We start from the raw sequence: 18078 nt of genomic DNA, 5'->3' as shown, positions 1-18078 counted from the left end.
GGCCGCTTCCGGGTCTGGGGGCGGGACAGCGGGGCCTGGCGGAAGGCAAGCTTGCCGACCGCGCTCCAGCCGAAGAACCGGTTGACCCGCTCCAGGATCACGTCGGCGGAATGCTGGATCTCCAGCGCCATCGGGCCCTCGACCCGCAGCACCAGCGTCGCCGGCTCCTGCGGCTGGCCCTCGACCGGCCGGGGCCATTGCATCTTCAACGGCTCGGCATGGGCGGCGATCTCGGGCCCCGCGATCTGCGCCCACCGCGTCACCAGCTCGCGCGCGGCAAAGCCCTGCTTGGCATAGGCCTCGGCAAAGACGTCGTCGAGCAGGATCCCGAGCGGCTTGGCGCTGATGGGGCCGGGTTTGGGAGGGAATTTGGCCATGGGGCCTTATAGCACTCTGGCGTGCCGCCGGCAGACTCCCCGCAACGAAGAAAGACGTGGATGCCTGCGACGAACGCGGGCATGACGTGGAGAGGCCGGTGCGTTGTCGCTACTGTGAAAGTATGAGCACCAAATCCGCCCGGAAGGCGACATCGGAACCCAGACCGCCAGAGACCGTGTCGCGCCCAGTCGCGCTGCTCCAATGGTACGACCGCCACCGCCGCAGGCTGCCCTGGCGCGCCGCGCCCGGGGAGAGGTCTGATCCCTATCGCGTCTGGCTGTCGGAGATCATGCTGCAGCAGACCACGGTGAAGGCGGTCGGGCCCTATTTCGAGAAATTCGTGACACGGTGGCCTGAGGTCACGGCGCTCGGCAATGCTTCGCTGGATGATGTGCTGCGGATGTGGGCCGGTCTCGGCTATTACTCGCGGGCGCGTAATCTTCATGCCTGCGCGGTCATGGTGACGCGGGACCATGGCGGCGTCTTCCCCGACACCGAGGAGGGCCTGCGGGGGCTGCCGGGAATCGGGCCGTACACGGCGGCCGCGATTGCGGCGATCGCGTTCGAGCGCCACACCATGCCGGTCGACGGCAATATCGAGCGCGTGGTGTCGCGCCTGTTTGCGGTCGAGGAGGAATTGCCGCAAGCAAAGCCGCTGATCCAGCGACTGGCCGCGACGCTGTTGGCCAATTCCCGCGCCGGCGATAGCGCGCAGGCCCTGATGGATCTGGGCGCCTCGATCTGCACGCCGAAGAAGCCGGCCTGCTCGCTCTGTCCGCTGAATGATGATTGCGCCGCGCGCGCGCAGGGCACGCAGGAGACATTCCCACGCAAGGCGCCGAAGAAGAGCGGCACGTTGCGGCGTGGCGCCGCCTTCGTCGTCACGCGCGGCGATGAGCTGCTGGTTCGCTCAAGGCCGGAAAAAGGCTTGCTTGGCGGCATGACCGAAGTTCCGGGCTCGGACTGGCTCGCAGGACAAGAGGACGCGGCGGCGAAACGGCAGGCGCCAGATATCAAGGGGCTGTCGCGCTGGCAGCGCAAGCTCGGCGTGGTCACCCACGTCTTCACGCATTTCCCGCTGGAGCTCGTGGTCTACACGGCGAAGGCCGAAGCCCGGACGCGCGCGCCCGCGGGCATGCGCTGGGTGCCGATCGCGACGCTGGCGGACGAGGCGCTGCCCAACGTCATGCGCAAGGTGATTGCGTACGCGCTGGATTGACCGTTCAGGCGGCGCGCGCCGCGCGTTCGTCGCTTATTGGCATCAGGAAGGTGCGGTTGCGTCCCGTCTTCTTGGCGACATAGAGGCCTTGGTCAGCGCGCTCGATGACGTCCTGCACGTCGCGGTCGGTTTCGTCGAACAGCGCGAGCCCGACCGAGACGGTGAGGGGGATCACGGTGTTGCCATGGCGAACAATCGCGCTCTCGATTGAGGTCCTGATCCGGTCGGCGAGCAGCACGGCGGTTTCTTGGTCGATCTCGCGCAGCAGTACCACGAACTCCTCGCCGCCGAAGCGGGCGGCCTTGTCGGTCGTGCGGATCGACTGGCTGACGATTTCGGCGACACGCTTGATCGCGTCGTCGCCTGCGGCATGCCCATGAGTGTCGTTGATCTTCTTGAAATGATCGATGTCGATCATCAGGGGCGCCATGTTGCGCTTGTAGCGGCGGCTGAATGCCACGGCGTCGTCGGCGACGGCGAGGAAGGAGCGGCGGTTCATCAGGCCGGTCATGAAGTCGGTGTCGGCGAGCTCACGCAGCTTCAGCATGTCTTCCTGGAGCTGCATTGCATTTTCGCTCGCGCGCAGCTCCGCTTCCTTGGTGCGTTCCTCGGCATGGCCGATGCGCCGCAGCAGCGAACGCAACGCGCGCGAGAGCTGGACGACTTCGGCCGAGCCGCTCTGCCGCGCCAGCATTGTCGGGCCGTGGGCGCGCCCGATGCGGTCCGCTTCCTGCGTGATGGCGAGGATCGGGCCTGCGATCCGGCGCGACAGCAGCACGGCCAGCGACAGCGCGATCAGGGCGGTCGCCGCTCCGATCGCCAGGATCGTCTGCGCCGACGAGATCGCGGCGGCGAGCGCCACGCTCGCAGGCTGGCTCGCAGTGACAATCCAGTTCAGCCCCTGATAGTCGCGAAAGCCACGGCCGACATGGAACGCGGTCAGCATCTGCCGCCCGTCCCGTGTTTCACGAAGCGTGCCGTCGCCGGCTTTCAGGATGGCGGCGAGTTCGTCGCCGTCATAACGGATGGTTTCCGTCTGCGGTCCGACCAGAACCATGCCGCCCTTGCTGAGGATCGAGAGCGTTGCGTCGGCATTGCCGTCGGTGGCTTCGACGTCCTTGATCAGGCTGGTCGCCCAATTCCAGTCGAGATGTCCGCCCAGCACGCCGAGCAGCTTGCCCGAGGCATCACGTACGGGAATGGCGATATCGACGAAGCGATAAGGTTCGTTGCTGGCGCGCTGCGAGAGAAGCGAGGCGAGCAGGAGAGCCTCGTGCACGTCGCCGACAGCGACCCGTTCGAGGCCTTGCTTGAACCAGGGGCGTGCAGCCACGGACTTGCCTTGCAGCAGGCCGCCGGTTGCCGCGACGACGTCGCCGTTCAGGTCGACGAAACCGATCCAGGCGAAATCAAAGGAATGCTGAAGCGCCTCGAGCGAGCGGCGCAATGCGGCCGGATCGCCCTGCCACAGCTGCTCCATCGGTTGCAGCTCCGCGAAAAGCTTCATCTCCTGACGCCGCGTCGCCATGAAGCGGTCGAGCCGGCCGGACACCATGGCCGCGGTTCCGGCCAGATTGTTCTCGATGAGCGCTGCGGTGTTTCTGTAGCTGATCAGCGCGGCGCCCGCGGCGAGAGTGCCCACCAGCACGATGGACATCGCAGCCACGGCCGCAGCGATCTGCGTCCGAACGGTCAGTCGATCTTCGATCGCGTGCAGGCGTTCTGCTGCCTGTTGCAAGAAAGCGCGCATGGAAAGGCTCCGGTCTCACCGTCGCTCATGCCATGTGGTAACTTCCAACCACTTACCGGCCGATTTCTGATTTGGATCGTATTGAATCGGTCGTGAAGCCGGTTGGTTGAAGCACGCTTAACGGCGCGGGGATGTCCGGAATCGGAACAATTTCCTGTGTTGCGGGAGTGTTGTTGCGCTGCGGGCCGATGGCCTGCTGCCATGAGGGTGTCAGCAAGCCTGCGCTAGGTGTTGTCGGTCACGGAGGTTCGCATGGTCAAGACCGCGCTCGACGATTTCAAGAGGCCGCCCTGCGCCGAGCTGCTTGGCTGGCGCCTGCTCGAAGTCCGGCCCGCGGACGGCTGGATCAAGCTCGGGTTCGAGGGCCGACCCGAGTTCTGCAATCCGGCCGGATTCATCCAGGGCGGCATGCTCTCGGCCATGCTCGATGACACCATGGGGCCGGCCGTGCTGGTGATGAGCGAGGGCCGGCTCTACACCACGACCATCAGCATGACCGTGAATTTTCTCAGCCCAGCAAGGCCAGGGCCAATCGTCGGAGAGGCCAAGGTCACGCAGCTCGGCAAGACCATCGCGTTCGTCGAGGCCAAGCTGATGGCCGAGGATGGCACGGTGCTGGCGACGGCAACCGCAAGTGAGCGGCTGCTGGAGGCGGCGAGGGTGGTGAAGTAAGGCGGGCACCGCTCTCTCAGTCCCTCGCCCCGTTCTTACGGGGAGAGGGTGGGGTGAGGGCATCTCGCCGCAGGCGAGATTTCCGTGAGACCTGTACCCCGTCACCCGGATCGCATCTTCGATGCAACATGGCCGAAGCTTTGCTTCGGCGTTCTTGAGGACGGCTGCCAGAGGCGGCCCATGCCTCTCCCCGCAAGCGGGGAGAGGTGAAGAACAGCCGGCAGCGCAGCGAACGAACTCACACCCCCGCCCGCGCGTCCTTGCTCACGATCGGCGGCTTGGCATTCAGTGCCTCGACCTGGAAGCCAGCGACGCGCTTGTAGTTCGCGGCGATGTCTTCCAGCTCCTGCTGCGACAGCACGTCGGTGACGACCTTGTAGCCATCGGGCGCGCGCTCTTCGACGAGCTGCATCACTTGCTCGGGGCCGTTCTTGCGGTTGAGCAGGACGAGGTCGGTGGTCGCCGGCCTGCGCTCGGCTTCATAGGCGAGCAGGGCGGCCTGCGTCGGACCATGCGCCAGGATTTCGCGGGTGATGGTGCGGGCATCGAGGATCGCCTGCGAGGCGCCGTTCGAGCCGATCGGGTACATCGGATGCGCGGCGTCGCCCATCAGCGTCACCCTGCCGAAGGTCCATTGCGACACCGGATCGCGGTCGACCAGCGGATATTCGTAGGCGTGCGGGCAGTTCCTGATCAAGCCGGGCACGTCGAGCCAGTCGAATTGCCAGCTCTCGAACCAGGGCAGAAACTCTTCCAGCCGCGCGGTGCGGTTATAGTCCTCGCGGCGCCATTGATAGGTCGGCGGCATGTGGCGCTCGGCGACCCAGTTGATCAAATGGTTGCCGGCCGCGTCCGGCTCCTTCGAGATCGGATAGCAGACGAATTTCAGGATCTCGTGGCCGGCCATGATCATGGTGCGGCCGGTGAGGAACGCTTTTGCCGGTGTCACGCCGCGCCAGAGGATGCGGCCGTTCCAGATCGGCGGACCCTCGTTGGGGTAGAGCTTTTCGCGCGCGAGGGAATGGATGCCGTCGGCGGCGACCATGATCGCGCCTTCGTATGTCCCGGCGGCCTTGCCGGTCGCTTTGTCGATGAAGTCGGCGCGCACGCCGCTGGGCGTCTCGGTCCAGCCGGTCAGGTGGTGGCTGGTCAAAATGTTCTCGCGGCCGAGCCGCTCGATCGCGGCGTCGAGCAGGAGCTGCTGCAGCGTGCCGCGATGGATCGAGAATTGCGGCCATTTGTAGCCGGCTTCCAGCCCGCGCGGCTCGCTCCAGATCGGCTTGCCGTGCTTGGAGAAGTAAGCAAGCTCGCGGGTGCGCACGCCGCTGGCATCCAGCCTGTCGAGCAGCCCGAGCTCGATCAGCTCGCGCACCGCATGTGGCAGCACATTGATGCCGACGCCGAGCGGCTTCAATTCCGCGACGCTCTCGAAAACTTTTACGGGAACGCCGATTTGATGCAGGCTGAGCGCAAGCGTCAGGCCGCCGATGCCGCCGCCAGCGATAAGGACCGTCATGACAGAACCCCCTCCGATTGCGGGCGTCTTGGCACAGGCGGGCGGATGTGGGCAACTGCGAAGAGGATGTTGTGCTATGGACCTGCGGGCCGACAGTCGCTAATTTCCAATTTTCCCATGAGGTCCGACATGCTCAAGCTCTACTACGCCACCGGCACCTGCGCGCTTGCCACCTACATGACGCTGGAGGAGGCTGGCGCCGACTACACGGCCGAGCGGCTGAGCTTCAAGGACAATCAACAGAACAGCCCGGACTATCTGGCGATCAACCCGAAGGGCCGCGTGCCGGCCCTGGTGACCGACCGCGGCGTCCTCACCGAGACGCCGGCGATGCTGGCCTATCTCGCGCAGACCTTCCCGAAGGCGAAACTCGCGCCGCTCGACGATCCCTTCGACTTTGCGCAAGTGCAGTCGTTCAACTCCTATCTCTGCTCGACGGTGCACATCAACCATGCGCACAAGATGCGCGGCGCGCGCTGGGCGACGCAGGAGAGCTCGTTTGCCGACATGAAGGCGATGGTGCCAAAGACCATGGGCGCCTGCTTCCAGCTGATCGAGCAGAAGATGTTCAAGGGGCCCTGGGTGATGGGCGACCAGTTCACGATCTGCGATCCCTATCTCCACACGCTCTCGCACTGGCTCGAAGGCGACAGCGTCGACATCAACGCCACACCGAAGATCGCCGACCACTTCAAGCGGATGATGGACCGACCGGCGATCCGCAAGGTGATGGACGCGCAGAAGGCTTAAGGCGTGCTGCTGTCGTAGGGTGGGCAAAGGCGCAACGCGCCGTGCCCACCATCTTTGTATGGCGGCGACAGATGGTGGGCACGCTCCGCTTTGCCCACCCTACGCGGGTTACCCAGCGTTCCGCTTCTCCAGCTCCCGTCCCGTCTCCAGCATCAAGCGCCGCAGCCAGATCGAGCCCGGGTCCATCTGCGCCCGGGTCGGATAGAACATGAACTGCTCGTCGATTCCGGGGTCGAGCGGCGGCGTCACCGTGACGAGAGCGAGCTGCTTTGACAGCGCCGCGATCAGCCGACGCGGCACGAAGGCGACGAGGTCGGTGCGGGCTGCGACGTGCAGGGCTTCGAGATAGCCCGACACCACCAGCGAAATGTGCCGCTCGATGCCTTTGGCGCGCAGCCAGGTATCGATGAGATCCTCGGCATTGCCGCGGATGACCACGCCGACATGGCGTGCGGCCAGGAACGCCTCGCGTCGCTTCAGCTTTGTGCCCATGGGGTGACCACGCCGTACCGCTAGCGCGTCGCTGTCGGTGTAGAGCAACTGGCGGTGAAAGCCTTTGAAGGCGTTGCCGATCGAAATCACGAGGTCAATGGTGCGGGCGAACTCGGCGTGAAAGATCGCCGGCCCCCGCCACGGCACCACGTCGATGCGGACGCTGGGTGCAAGACGCGTCACCTTTTCCATCAAAGGCGGCATCAACAACTCGACCGCGAGGTCGGGCATCATCAACCGGAACGCGCGTTCGCTGCGCATGGCGTCGAACGCGTCGGTTATGAAGAGCCCGCGTACCTGGTCGAGCGTTTGCGCCAGCGGGGCGCGCAGCGCCTGTGCGCGCGGCGTCAACTCCATCCGGGCGCCGGTCCGTACCAGCAGCGGGTCGCCAAAAATATCGCGCAGCCGTTGCAGCGCGTGGCTCGCGGCGGGTTGAGACAGGCCGATGCGCATGGCCGCGCGGCTGACATTGGCCTCGCGCAGCAGCGCGTCGAGCGCGGTCAATAGATTGAGATCGAGCGAATTCAAATTCATGGGGTGAATAGATATCATATCCACTATCGATTTGAAGAATTCCGTTCGTGCGGCGATGTTCTCCGTGTTGCCACTATCAGGAGATGCCGCCATGAGCGCGAGCGCCAACAAGAAGCTGATGCAGGACATTTTCGCCGCCGCCGCCAGCCCCGATCCAGCCGTTCGCGATCGGTCGCTGTTCGTCGCGAGCCTTGCCGACGACGCCAGATGGATCGTCACCGGGCAATATTCGTGGTCGCGCATCTTCGCGGGAAAGGAGGCGATCATGAACGACTTGCACGGCTATGTGCGCACCCGCCTGCGCGAGCGGACGCGAACGGTTGCCGAGCGCTTCATTGCCGACGGCGACATCGTCGTGGTGGAGGCCAAGGGCGACAACGTCACGCCCGAAGGCGTGCGTTACGACAATGATTATTGTCTCGTGTTCCGGTTCGAGAACGGCAAGATCAAGGAGATCAGGGAATATTGCGACTCGGTGCTGACCGAGAGGGCCCTCGGCCCGTTTCCACAACCGGCGGTGAGGGCTGCGAGCTGAGCAGGTCGAGCCGTGTTGCCTGCACCGGCGGACATGATCCGTCATGCCAGGCGCTGGTGGAGGTGGTCCGTCTCCGGCAAGAGGGATCGCAGGACAACGTATCGCCTCGCGGATATGAGCGAGCGCGAGCTTCGGGACTGCGGGATGACCCCGACCGATATCGAGCACGAGCTCCGTAAGCCTCGGCGCCGGACATAGAGAACCGGGGAGGCGAGGCGAATGCCTCGCCTCCCATTTTTCCGGCCAACTCGGAACCATCGGGTTCCACCAGCGTTCCCTCACCTCCGGGGCAATTGCGCGCCGGCTTTGCGCGCATTTGGGAATTTCATGCTGGCTGGGGTTTCGGACGTTTCGGTACAGGTGGGCCGCACCTTTCCCGGGCTGCGTGAGCGATTGAGAGAGGCGACCGCGGCCGCGCATCGGCAGCTCGATGCACAAATGTCCGCATTCGATCTCACCGTGTTCTCCGGCTATTGCCGCTTCCTTCAGGCCAGCGCAGGCGCGTTGTTGCCGCTAGAGGCCGCGCTGGTGGACGGTGGGGTTGCCCGGATGTTTCCGGACTGGCCGGAGCGGACGCGCAGCGCCGCCATCGTGGCCGATCTCGATTGGCTTGGCAGGGATGCGCACGCGACTGTGTCGGTGCCGCCGCTGACGCCCAGCGCAGTCATCGGCACGATGTATGTGCTGGAGGGCTCCCGGCTCGGCGCCAAATTCCTGCTGAAGGCGGTTGAAGACGCGGCAGATCCGCGCATCGGCAAGGCTACGGCCTATCTCGATCACGGTGCCGGCAAGAAGCTCTGGCAGAGCTTCCTGGCAAGACTTGGCAGCGGAGAGGCCTGCGACGAGGACGAAGCAATCGAGGCAGCGCGCCGCGCGTTTGCAGCGTTTGAGCGGGCGGCGGATCGCGCATGAACGAGGCGGTCGATCTCACCAATTGCGACCGCGAGCCGATCCACATTCCCGGTAGCGTGCAGCCTTTTGGCTTCCTGCTGACGCTGCTGTCGGATTTCACGATCTGCATGGCCTCGGAGAATGCCGGCCGCTTCCTCGGTGATGACGTTGCCGACCTCCTGCAACGGCCGCTTGCCGAGGTCTTCTCGGCAGCCGCCATCGAGATCATTCGCAATCGCGTCGACCAGCTTGGCGGACCCGACTCGACCGAGCGCGTGTTTGGCGTCGAGATCCAGCCCGGCAAGCCGCTCTACGATCTCTCGATCCACTTCTCCGGCGCTTACCTCGTTGTCGAGGCTGAGCCCAGCGTCATCGAAGCCGGCATCAGTTCCGGCGAGCTGGTGCGGCTGATGCTGGGGCGGATCCGCAAGACCCGCGGCATGGCCGAGCTGGCCCGCGAGGCCGCACGCCAGCTCAAAGTATTGACCGGCTTCGATCGCGTCATGGTCTATCAGTTTCACGCCGACGGATCGGGCGAGGTGATCGCCGAGGCTGCGGAAGCCGGCCTCGAGAAGTTCCTGGGCCTGCACTACCCGGCTTCCGACATCCCCAAGCAGGCCCGCATCCTCTATCAGCGCAACTGGTTGCGCATCATCGCCGACATCAATGCCAAGCCAGCCGCATTGCTGTCGACGGCCGCGCACAATGCGGGGCTGCTTGATCTGTCCATGAGCGTGCTGCGCTCGGTGTCGCCGATCCACATCGAGTATCTGCGCAACATGGGCGTCGCGGCCTCGATGTCGGTGTCGATCCTGCGCGACGGCAAGCTGTGGGGGCTGTTCGCGTGCCATCATTATTCGCCACGCTACATTCCGTTCGACAAGCGCACAGCCTCCGAACTGTTCGGGCAGATGTTCTCCTGGATGGTGGAGGGGCGGGAGCGCGAGGACGACGTAAACTACGAGGCCAACGCCCACAAGATTCAAGAGCGGCTGATCGAGGCTGTGGCGACCCACGAGCACAGCCGTCGCGCCATCGTCGATTTCGTCCGAGACTATCGCAAAATGATCGCGTGCGACGGGATAGCAATCTGGTCCGACAACAAGATCACGCTCGAAGGTGAGACGCCGAGGGAGGACGAGGTCAAGGATCTCGTCGCGTTCATCAACCGGACCTCGCCGGGGCGCATCTGCGCCAGCGCCGAGATCGCAAAACTCTATGCGGCCGGCGAGGCGTTTCGCGACCGCGCAGCCGGCTTTCTCGCCATTCCGATCTCGCGGACACCGCGTGACTGCCTCATCTTCTTTCGCCGCGAGGTGACGCGGTCGGTCAACTGGGCCGGAGCCCCCGACAAGGTCTATGAGGAAGGCCCGAACGGGCCGCGCCTGACGCCGCGCAAGAGCTTTGAGCTCTGGCAGGAGACGGTCGCGGGCCAGTCGAAGCCGTGGTCGGCGGCCGACATCCGCATCGCCGAGAGCCTGCGCGTCACGCTGCTCGAGGTGATCCTGCAATTGTCCGACCTTGCCGCGCGCGAGCGCCGCGGCGCGCAGGAGCGGCAGGAGTTGATGATTGCCGAGCTCAATCATCGCGTCCGCAACATTCTGAGCCTGGTCCGTGCGCTGGTGGCGCAGAGCAAGGACACCGCGACAAGCGTCGACGAATTCGCCAGCGTGCTCGGTGGCCGCATCCAGGCGCTGGCGCGGGCTCATGACCAGATCACCAACCTGAACTGGGCGCCGGTGGCGTTACGGACGCTGCTCGAATCCGAAGCCGGCGCCTATCTCGGATCCCGCGCCGATCGCGTGAAGATCGATGGACCCGACGTGGCGCTCGATCCCAAGGCATTCGCGACGCTGGCGCTTGTCGTCCACGAGATGATGACCAATTCCGCCAAATACGGTGCGCTCGCCGATTCCACCGGCCAGGTCGAGGTGGTGTGGCGGGTGGACCCGAATTCGAGTCTCGAGATCGAGTGGAAGGAGAGCGGCGGCCCGCCGGTGCAGCCGCCGTCGCGCCGCGGCTTCGGGACCACCATCATCGAGCGTTCCGTCCCGTTCGACCTCAAGGGCGAAGCCGAAATCCGCTTCGACCTGCTCGGCGTGCAGGCGAGATTCGTGATCCCGCCCAACTTCGTCGAGTTGGTGCCGTCAATTGCAGGAGCCGCCATGCGCATCGAGGAACAGCAGCCCGCGCGCCCGCGCATTTCCGACACGGCCTTGATCGTGGAGGACAATCTCATCATCGCCATGGCGGCGGAGGTGATCCTGCTCGACCTTGGGGCGCGCCACGTCGATACGGCGGCGAGCGTCGACCAGGCGCTGCGCGCGATCGAGCGCACTACTCCAAGTTTTGCGTTGCTCGATCTCAATCTCGGCAGCGAGAGTAGCATCAAGGTGGCGCTGAAGCTCAGGGAGATTGGCGTGCCCTTCATCTTCGCGACCGGCTATGGCGAGCGCGCGCCGATTCCGGTGGACCTCGCCTCGGCCCCCGTGGTGCAAAAGCCGTACACGCTGGAAGTGGTCGAGCATGCGATCGGCAAGCTGCAGCAGGCGACTGCCTGACGTCAGGCGAACGCGGCGCCTTCTGCAAAGACCTGCATACTCTTGCGAGCCCTGCGCCAATCCCTTGCGCAACTGCCGTCAATATCAGCAGATTTGCGGTGCGCGAATGCGCATATGCGCGAAAAATTGGAAGGTTCAATTAACGAGTGTCCCGCATTGTGTCGCGGTGCAGCGTGGGTCGCAACGGCGCGACGCGCGGCTGCCAGGGTGGCCGGTGACGCTTCGCCGGACGGTTCGGCCGCTCGAAGTCACATGCATCTGGGTGAGTGGGAATGCCGAGCTTTCGTTTGCGGATCAGGGGCCGTCTCTATGCCGGCTTCGTGGCGCTGGTCGTGGTTGGTCTCGTGATGGCGGTGGTGGCCATCTGGAATTTGAGGACGGTGCAGGACCAGGTCGCCAAGGCCTCGACATTTTCGGACAGCTCGGCGCGGGTGCTGGAAATCTCGACCCACCTCCAGGCGATCCAGCGCGCCAATCTGCGCTACGTCTACGATGCCAATGAGTCGGCGATGCGGGAGGCCTCGGAGCGGGAGACGGCCGCGACCGAGCTGCTGCAAATCGGCGCCAAGGGCACGCTGTCCGAGGAGCGGCGCAAGCTCTACAACGAACTGATCGCCGACATCGCCCAGATGCGGGCCCTGCGTGACAATCTCGGCGATGCCGTCAACGAGGCGCGGACCGGCAAGGCGACGCTGCTGCCGAGCGGCGATGATCTGACCGTCAAGATGAACAAGCTGGTCGATGTGGCGCGCGCGGCCGTCGACGAGGACACTGCGTCCCTCGTCGCGGACCTCGAATCCAGGTTATTGTACGTTCAAATCTCGGGCTGGCGCTTCCTGGCGCTGCGCGACACCAAGGGGCCCGCCACCTTCAGGACCAACGTGGACCGGGCGATGCAGCGGCTTTCGGCGCTCGAAAAGAGCCCGCAGGCGACGGAATTGCGCGCCACGCTCGCGCCGGTGAAGACCGCGCTTGGAATCTACAAATCCGCCTTCGAGACCACCTCGGCCGCGATGCTGCAGGCCGACGAGGTTTACCACAAGAGCCTCGCGCCGCTGATCGTCGACAGCATCGCCAAGCTCAAGGCCACGGAAGCGACCCTGAAGAAGGACTACAAGGATTCGCGCGGCCAGGCCGAGGCGGCGATCGACGGCACGATCTCGATGCAGGAGATCGTGGGCGGCGTCGCCACCCTGTTCGGATTGATCGTCGCCTTCCTGATCGCCCGCAGCATCGTCGCCCCCCTGACCGCGATGACGCGGGCGATGGGGCTGCTCGCCGGCGGCGATCTCGCGGTCGAGATCCCTTCGCGCGGCAAGAAGGACGAGATCGGCGACATGGCCAAGGCGATCCAGGTGTTCAAGGACAACATGATCGACACCGAACGGATGCGTCACGAGCAGACCGAGATCGAGGCGCGCCGGGCCGAAGACCGCAAGAAGGACATGGTCCGGCTCGCCGACCAGTTCGAGCAGGCGGTCGGTGAGATCGTGGACACCGTGTCGTCGGCTTCCGGCGAGCTCGAGGCCTCCGCCGGCACGCTGACCGCAACCGCAACGCGCGCGCAGGATCTGTCGACCGAGGTTGCCTCCGCCTCGCATGAGGCCTCGGCCAACGTCCAGGCCGTCGCGTCAGCGACCGAGCAGCTGTCCTCCTCGGTGAGCGAGATCGCGCGTCAGGTGCAGGAATCCGCCCGCATCGCCGGCGAAGCCGTCGGCCAGGCGAGCAGGACCAACGCCCGCGTCGGCGAACTGTCCAAGGCTGCCGCCCGCATCGGCGACGTCGTCGAGTTGATCAGCACCATCGCCGGCCAGACCAACCTCTTGGCCCTCAACGCCACCATCGAGGCGGCGCGCGCGGGCGAGGCGGGGCGCGGCTTTGCCGTCGTCGCCACCGAGGTCAAGGCGCTGGCCGAGCAGACCGCGAAGGCCACCGGCGAGATCGCCCAGCAGGTCTCCGGTATCCAGGCCGCGACGGAAGAGTCGGTCGGCTCCATCAAGGAGATCAGCGAAACCATCGAGCGGCTGTCGGAAATCTCCTCGACTGTCGCTGCCGCCGTGGAACAGCAGGGCGCTGCGACACAGGAGATCTCGCGCAATGTCCAGCAGGCCGCGCACGGCACCCAGCGCGTCTCGACCAATATTGGCGACGTCCAGCGCGGCGCCTCCGACACGGGCTCGGCGTCCTCGCAAGTGCTCTCGGCGGCGCGCTCGCTGTCGGCAGACAGCAACCGGTTGAAGCAGGAAGTCGCGAAGTTCCTGAGCTCGGTCCACGCCGCCTGAAAACAAGAAGGCCACGCGCATGCGCGTGGCCCTTCGTCATGTCATGGTGCGGTGTGATCAGGCCACATTCGTCGCCATGTGCTTGAACATGTTGGCTCTAGCCTCGTCGTCCATCTCGGCCTTGAAGGTGAACTTGTCCTTCAGCGCGATCGCGCGGGCCGCCGCCGGGCGCGCCGAGATCTCGTCGACCAGCCGCTTCACGTTCGGGTAGCGCGCAAAGGCGTCGTCGCCGAGCTTGAACGGCACCATCCGTGCCCAGCCCCACAGCGCCATGTCGACGATCGAATAAGCATCGCCAACCATGTAGCGGCGGCCTTCGAGATGACCGTCGAGGATCTTGTAGTGGCGATCGGTCTCGTACTGGTAGCGGTTGTGGGCGTAGTCGTGGTTCTGGTCCTTCGGCGCAAAATGCTTGAAGTGCACGGCCTGACCGGAAAAGGGCCCGACGCCGCTCGCGATGAACATCAGCCAGGACAGCAGTTCAGCGCGGTTCTGGGGCAGGAACTTGCCGGTCTTCTCGGCGAGATAGAGCAGGATGGCGTTGGAATCGAACACGACGGTGCCGTTATCTTCGATCGCCGGCACCTTGCCGTTCGGATTGATCTTCAAGTACTCCGGCGTGAACTGCTCGCCCTTGCGGGTGTCGATCTTGACCGGCTCGTAAGGCAAGCCGACTTCCTCGAGGAAGAGCGCGACCTTGGTCGGGTTCGGCGATCCGTTGAAATAGAATTTGAGCATCGGGCGTCTCCCAAAGTGTTGGTGGCCAATAGCGAACGCGGTTGGTCGGCGAGGGCGGGCGCGGCATTGTTGCCGCGCTGCGGCCTTCTCTTGCCTGAACTTTCGCCGGGAGAGCAACCGCCGAGATTGCCGGGCGACATCTGCACGCCGCGCAGATCGGCGGCCGTAACAAATGCCGGTCGCCGTCGTAAAGGCCTCCGCCGCCCGGAGGACTACTCCGCCGCCATGCCGGCGCGGATCTCGGCGCGGAGCTCGTCGATCAGCTTGAGGCCCTTCTTGGTCTCGACATGCCAGAAGGTCCAGCCATTGCAGGCCTGCGCGCCTTGCGCCACGGCACCGATGCGATGGATCGAGCCGACCTTGTCGCCGAGCATGATGGCGCCGTCGGCGCGGACCAGCGCACCGAGCTTCTTCTTGGCGTCGAACAGTTTCGTGCCGGGCATGATCATGCCGCGCTCGATCAGTTCGGAGAACGCGACGCGGGGTGCCTCGCGCGCGGTCATGAACGGGGCGAGGCTTTCTTCCGGCAGCGGTTCGACCGCGGCGATGCGCGCTTCGGCGGCCTTGGCGTAGGTCTTGTCGCGCTCGAAGCCGATATAGGAGCGGCCGAGGCGCTTGGCGACGGCGCCGGTGGTACCGGTGCCGTTGAAGGGATCGATCACGAGATCGCCGGGCTTGGACGAGGACAGCAGCACGCGCGCGAGCAGGCCTTCCGGCTTCTGCGTCGGATGAACTTTCTTGCCGTCGGCGCCCTTGAGACGCTCCTCGCCGGTGCAGAGCGGGATCAGCCAGTCCGACCGTGCCTGCACGTCCTCGTTGGCCGCCTTCAGCGCTTCGTAGTTGAACGTGTAGCCCTTGGCCTTCTCGTCACGCGCGGCCCAGATCATGGTTTCGTGCGCGTTGGTGAAACGGCGGCCGCGGAAATTCGGCATCGGGTTGGTCTTGCGCCAGACGATGTCGTTCAGGAGCCAGAAGCCGAGGTCCTGCATGATCGCGCCGACGCGGAAGATGTTGTGATAAGAGCCGATCACCCAGATCGTCGCCGACGGCTTCATCGCGCGGCGCGCGGCTAGCAGCCAGGCGCGGGTGAAATCGTCATAGGCGGAGAAGGAATCGAACTTGTCCCAATCGTCGTCGACGGCATCGACATGGGATTCGTCGGGGCGCTTGAGATCGCCCTTGAGCTGGAGATTGTAGGGCGGATCTGCGAACACCAGATCGACCGAACCGGCTTGAAGCTTCGACATCTCGGCGACGCAATCGCCGAGAATGATGCTGTGCGAGACAGACTCAAAATTTGTGCGGGGCGCCTTTGCAGACGCCCCGCGACGCGACACTACCATGACTCAAGAACTCTGACTCAGGCGACGCTGTCGGCGACGCGGGACCAAACAACCGACTGACCGCTACATTGAAGCGGCAAAGTAAAAATCGACTTAACCCGCTGCTTTCGTGAGCAGGCCGGCCATCGCGTTGTGCGAGCCGGTGATTGCGCGCCGATGCCGTGTTTTGCAGTGGATTTCGTCTTATCGCGCGCCGTGGCTGCCCTGCGGCCGTCAAAATTCTCTCGGAAAAAAATGCTCAGCCCTCGGAAAAAATTGCTGATGCGACGGTGCCGTCGCACTAGGCAATTTTTGCCGGCCACGATATTGATAAAGGCAACGGAAATTTTACGTATGTGGCGCGTTGAGCTCCAGCTTTTTCGCGCCGCCCGATTGACGCCATCAAGGACGTGAGGGAAGCCCGCCATGCGCTACGATGATTTCCGCCGCAGCGACGACATCGAGGATCGTCGCGACGAAGGCGGCGGCGGATTTGGCGGCGGTGGCGGCGGCTTCGGCCTGCCGATGGGCGGTGGCGGCCTCGGCATCGGCACCATCATCGTGCTCGGTCTGATCGGCTATGCCTTCGGCATCGATCCGCGCCTTCTGATCGGCGGCGCCGAGATCCTCACCGGCGGCGGCCAGGCGCCGAGCTACCAGAGCGACCGTCCGTCGTCGCAGGCCAAGCGTGGCGCGCCGACGGATGAGGTCGGCAGCATGATCTCCGGCATCCTCGGCGAGATCGACGATCGCTGGAGCGAGATCTTCCAGGCCTCGGGCCAGTCCTACACCGGCCCGAAGGTGGTGCTGTTCCGCAACGTCACCAATGGCGGTCGCTGCGGCCGGGCCGAATCGGCGATGGGGCCGTTCTACTGCCCTCCGGACCGCACCATCTTCCTCGACACCGCGTTCTTCCGCGAGGTCGAGACGCGCTTCCGCGGCTGCTCCGGCAAGTCGGCGTGCAATTTCACCACCGCCTATATCATCGCGCATGAGGCGGGCCATCACATCCAGAACCTGCTCGGCATCATTCCGAAGGTGACGCGATTGCAGCAGGCGGCCGGCAGCAAGGCCGAAGCCAATGCGCTCCAGGTCAAGGTCGAGCTCCAGGCCGACTGCCTCTCCGGCGTCTGGGTCAACAGGGAATCGAAGAAGCGTCCGAACTTCCTCGAAGCCGGCGACATCGACGCGGCGCTGACCACGGCGAGCGCGATCGGCGACGATACCTTGCAACGCCAGGCCACCGGGCGCGTCGTGCCCGATTCCTTCACCCACGGCTCGGCCGCGCAGCGCAAGCAATGGTTCATGACCGGCTATCAGCAGGGCTCGCTGCAGGCCTGTAACACGTTCGGCGGCGGCGGGCCGTAGTTATCCGTCATCCTGAGGTGCTCGCTGTTGCGAGCCTCGAAGGATGACGGAGCCCGCGGCCCATCCTTCGAGGCGCGCTGCGCGCGCAGCTCAGGATGACGGCGGCGGGTAGGAGAGAAGGTGCAACCAATGGCCTCGATCGACGAATCCAAAGAGTTCATTCCGCTCAACATCGCGGTGCTCACCGTCTCGGACACGCGGGCGCTCGCGGATGACAAATCCGGCCAGACCCTGGTCGATCGCCTCACCGCGGCCGGCCATCATCTCGCCGCGCGCGAGATCGTCACCGACGATGTCGAGGCGATCCGCGCCGTCATCCGCCGCTGGATTGCAGATGGCGGCGTCGACGTCGTCATCACCACCGGCGGCACCGGCTTCACCGGCCGCGACGTCACGCCGGAGGCGATCGAGCCGCTGTTCGAGAAGCGCATGGATGGATTCTCCATCGCCTTCCACATGCTGAGCCACGCCAAGATCGGGACGTCGACGATCCAGAGCCGCGCCACCGCCGGCGTTGCTGGCGCGACCTACATCTTCTGCCTGCCCGGCTCGCCCGGCGCCTGCCGCGACGGCTGGGACGGCATTCTCGCGAGCCAGCTCGACTACCGCACGCGCCCCTGCAATTTCGTCGAGATCATGCCGCGCCTGGACGAGCATCTGCGCCGGCCGAAAGCGCAGGGTGCGACGGTGTAGTCGCGCTGATGCGCGAGCATCAGTCGCAAGCCAAGCGCAAGATATCGTAGCAACCATAAAAGCGCCGCCCGATTGCCGTTGAGCATGACGCCGCGCTTTCGGCCGTCAAGGCGTGGCCTGGGGACAGCAGATGTGAGGAGAGATATGAGCGACGGCCAGCCTTGACGGCCGCTGCGCGCGGCGTCGTTGTGGCGGCAGGTCGGGACGAAGAAACGGTCGCCTGATCGAACAAAGAAACGCGGGTCAGAGAGCGGGCAGCTTGGCGAGTTGAGGCACCTCGGCCAGCCAGGGAGTTCCGCGGGCGACGACGGCGTTGATGATGACGACCAGCTTCCTGGCGCAGGCGATCAGCGCGGATTTGTGGCACTTGCCGGCGG

15 protein-coding genes are annotated in these 18078 nt (G+C 65.0%); 9 read left to right on the top strand and 6 right to left on the bottom strand.

The window, feature by feature from the left end; all coding sequences use genetic code 11:
• A partial coding sequence (locus tag G8O24_RS40920; RefSeq protein WP_188108164.1) for a DUF721 domain-containing protein occupies positions 1–377 on the bottom strand: 377 nt, incomplete at its 3' end.
• A gap of 122 nt (positions 378–499) precedes the next feature.
• Here G8O24_RS40920 and mutY point away from each other — a divergent pair.
• Positions 500–1597: an A/G-specific adenine glycosylase gene (gene mutY / locus G8O24_RS40915; RefSeq protein ID WP_188108163.1), complete on the top strand. Its 1098-nt coding sequence runs from the start codon at positions 500–502 to the stop codon at positions 1595–1597.
• 4 nt (positions 1598–1601) lie between these two features.
• Here the strand turns inward: mutY and G8O24_RS40910 are convergent, their stop codons facing one another.
• Entirely contained in the window at positions 1602–3347 is a 1746-nt protein-coding gene (locus tag G8O24_RS40910) for a sensor domain-containing diguanylate cyclase (RefSeq protein ID WP_188108162.1), read from the bottom strand.
• A gap of 252 nt (positions 3348–3599) precedes the next feature.
• Here G8O24_RS40910 and G8O24_RS40905 point away from each other — a divergent pair, with 252 nt between their 5' ends.
• A complete protein-coding gene (locus G8O24_RS40905) occupies positions 3600–4019 on the top strand; it encodes a PaaI family thioesterase (RefSeq protein ID WP_188108161.1) in 420 nt (139 codons plus the stop codon).
• Positions 4020–4257: 238 nt separating this feature from the next.
• Here G8O24_RS40905 and G8O24_RS40900 read toward each other — a convergent pair whose 3' ends face one another.
• Positions 4258–5535 (bottom strand): flavin-dependent oxidoreductase, encoded by a 1278-nt coding sequence (locus G8O24_RS40900; protein ID WP_188108160.1) that lies wholly within the window; start codon positions 5533–5535, stop codon positions 4258–4260.
• A 129-nt stretch (positions 5536–5664) separates the two neighbouring features.
• Between G8O24_RS40900 and G8O24_RS40895 the strand changes: the two genes are divergently transcribed.
• Complete coding sequence (locus G8O24_RS40895; protein WP_188108159.1) at positions 5665–6285, top strand: glutathione S-transferase family protein; 621 nt, start codon at positions 5665–5667, stop codon at positions 6283–6285.
• 108 nt (positions 6286–6393) lie between these two features.
• Here the strand turns inward: G8O24_RS40895 and G8O24_RS40890 are convergent, their stop codons facing one another.
• Positions 6394–7311: a LysR family transcriptional regulator gene (locus G8O24_RS40890; RefSeq protein ID WP_188108158.1), complete on the bottom strand. Its 918-nt coding sequence runs from the start codon at positions 7309–7311 to the stop codon at positions 6394–6396.
• Positions 7312–7402: 91 nt separating this feature from the next.
• Here G8O24_RS40890 and G8O24_RS40885 point away from each other — a divergent pair, with 91 nt between their 5' ends.
• The 4 genes from G8O24_RS40885 to G8O24_RS40870 all read left to right on the top strand — a co-directional run bounded on the left by G8O24_RS40885 (position 7403) and on the right by G8O24_RS40870 (position 13580).
• Entirely contained in the window at positions 7403–7846 is a 444-nt protein-coding gene (locus G8O24_RS40885) for a nuclear transport factor 2 family protein (RefSeq protein WP_188108157.1), read from the top strand.
• 327 nt (positions 7847–8173) lie between these two features.
• Positions 8174–8758 (top strand): biliverdin-producing heme oxygenase, encoded by a 585-nt coding sequence (locus G8O24_RS40880; RefSeq protein ID WP_188108156.1) that lies wholly within the window; start codon positions 8174–8176, stop codon positions 8756–8758.
• Complete coding sequence (locus G8O24_RS40875; protein WP_188108155.1) at positions 8755–11298, top strand: HWE histidine kinase domain-containing protein; 2544 nt, start codon at positions 8755–8757, stop codon at positions 11296–11298. The genes G8O24_RS40880 and G8O24_RS40875 overlap by 4 nt, the downstream gene beginning before the upstream one ends.
• Before the next feature lie 272 nt (positions 11299–11570).
• Positions 11571–13580, top strand: a complete 2010-nt coding sequence (locus tag G8O24_RS40870) for a methyl-accepting chemotaxis protein (protein WP_188108154.1) — start codon at positions 11571–11573, stop codon at positions 13578–13580.
• A gap of 57 nt (positions 13581–13637) precedes the next feature.
• Here G8O24_RS40870 and G8O24_RS40865 read toward each other — a convergent pair whose 3' ends face one another.
• Together G8O24_RS40865 and G8O24_RS40860 are read right to left on the bottom strand one after the other, a co-directional pair.
• Positions 13638–14318, bottom strand: coding sequence for a glutathione S-transferase family protein (locus G8O24_RS40865; RefSeq protein ID WP_188108153.1), 681 nt, complete (start codon positions 14316–14318; stop codon positions 13638–13640).
• Positions 14319–14530: 212 nt separating this feature from the next.
• Positions 14531–15661, bottom strand: a complete 1131-nt coding sequence (locus G8O24_RS40860) for a site-specific DNA-methyltransferase (RefSeq protein ID WP_283815652.1) — start codon at positions 15659–15661, stop codon at positions 14531–14533.
• Between the two features lie 405 nt (positions 15662–16066).
• Between G8O24_RS40860 and ypfJ the strand changes: the two genes are divergently transcribed.
• Together ypfJ and moaB are read left to right on the top strand one after the other, a co-directional pair.
• Entirely contained in the window at positions 16067–17008 is a 942-nt protein-coding gene (ypfJ, locus tag G8O24_RS40855) for a KPN_02809 family neutral zinc metallopeptidase (protein ID WP_188108151.1), read from the top strand.
• A gap of 129 nt (positions 17009–17137) precedes the next feature.
• A complete protein-coding gene (gene moaB, locus G8O24_RS40850) occupies positions 17138–17701 on the top strand; it encodes a molybdenum cofactor biosynthesis protein B (protein WP_188108150.1) in 564 nt (187 codons plus the stop codon).
• The last annotated feature ends 377 nt before the right edge of the window (positions 17702–18078 follow it).

It is taken from the genome of Bradyrhizobium campsiandrae (assembly GCF_014529705.1).
GTDB lineage: Bacteria > Pseudomonadota > Alphaproteobacteria > Rhizobiales > Xanthobacteraceae > Bradyrhizobium > Bradyrhizobium campsiandrae.
Note: the sequence above shows the minus strand (reverse complement) of the source record. Positions and strands in the feature narration are given on the sequence as shown.

What these genes read in the sequence shown, in the direction of transcription:
- mutY (WP_188108163.1), top strand. Translation starts at nt 500, where the DNA reads ATGAGCACCAAATCCGCCCGGAAGGCGACATCGGAACCCAGACCGCCA.
- G8O24_RS40910 (WP_188108162.1), bottom strand. Translation starts at nt 3,347, where the DNA reads ATGCGCGCTTTCTTGCAACAGGCAGCAGAACGCCTGCACGCGATCGAA.
- G8O24_RS40905 (WP_188108161.1), top strand. Translation starts at nt 3,600, where the DNA reads ATGGTCAAGACCGCGCTCGACGATTTCAAGAGGCCGCCCTGCGCCGAG.
- G8O24_RS40900 (WP_188108160.1), bottom strand. Translation starts at nt 5,535, where the DNA reads ATGACGGTCCTTATCGCTGGCGGCGGCATCGGCGGCCTGACGCTTGCG.
- G8O24_RS40895 (WP_188108159.1), top strand. Translation starts at nt 5,665, where the DNA reads ATGCTCAAGCTCTACTACGCCACCGGCACCTGCGCGCTTGCCACCTAC.
- G8O24_RS40890 (WP_188108158.1), bottom strand. Translation starts at nt 7,311, where the DNA reads ATGAATTTGAATTCGCTCGATCTCAATCTATTGACCGCGCTCGACGCG.
- G8O24_RS40885 (WP_188108157.1), top strand. Translation starts at nt 7,403, where the DNA reads ATGAGCGCGAGCGCCAACAAGAAGCTGATGCAGGACATTTTCGCCGCC.
- G8O24_RS40880 (WP_188108156.1), top strand. Translation starts at nt 8,174, where the DNA reads ATGCTGGCTGGGGTTTCGGACGTTTCGGTACAGGTGGGCCGCACCTTT.
- G8O24_RS40875 (WP_188108155.1), top strand. Translation starts at nt 8,755, where the DNA reads ATGAACGAGGCGGTCGATCTCACCAATTGCGACCGCGAGCCGATCCAC.
- G8O24_RS40870 (WP_188108154.1), top strand. Translation starts at nt 11,571, where the DNA reads ATGCCGAGCTTTCGTTTGCGGATCAGGGGCCGTCTCTATGCCGGCTTC.
- G8O24_RS40865 (WP_188108153.1), bottom strand. Translation starts at nt 14,318, where the DNA reads ATGCTCAAATTCTATTTCAACGGATCGCCGAACCCGACCAAGGTCGCG.
- G8O24_RS40860 (WP_283815652.1), bottom strand. Translation starts at nt 15,661, where the DNA reads ATGGTAGTGTCGCGTCGCGGGGCGTCTGCAAAGGCGCCCCGCACAAAT.
- ypfJ (WP_188108151.1), top strand. Translation starts at nt 16,067, where the DNA reads ATGCGCTACGATGATTTCCGCCGCAGCGACGACATCGAGGATCGTCGC.
- moaB (WP_188108150.1), top strand. Translation starts at nt 17,138, where the DNA reads ATGGCCTCGATCGACGAATCCAAAGAGTTCATTCCGCTCAACATCGCG.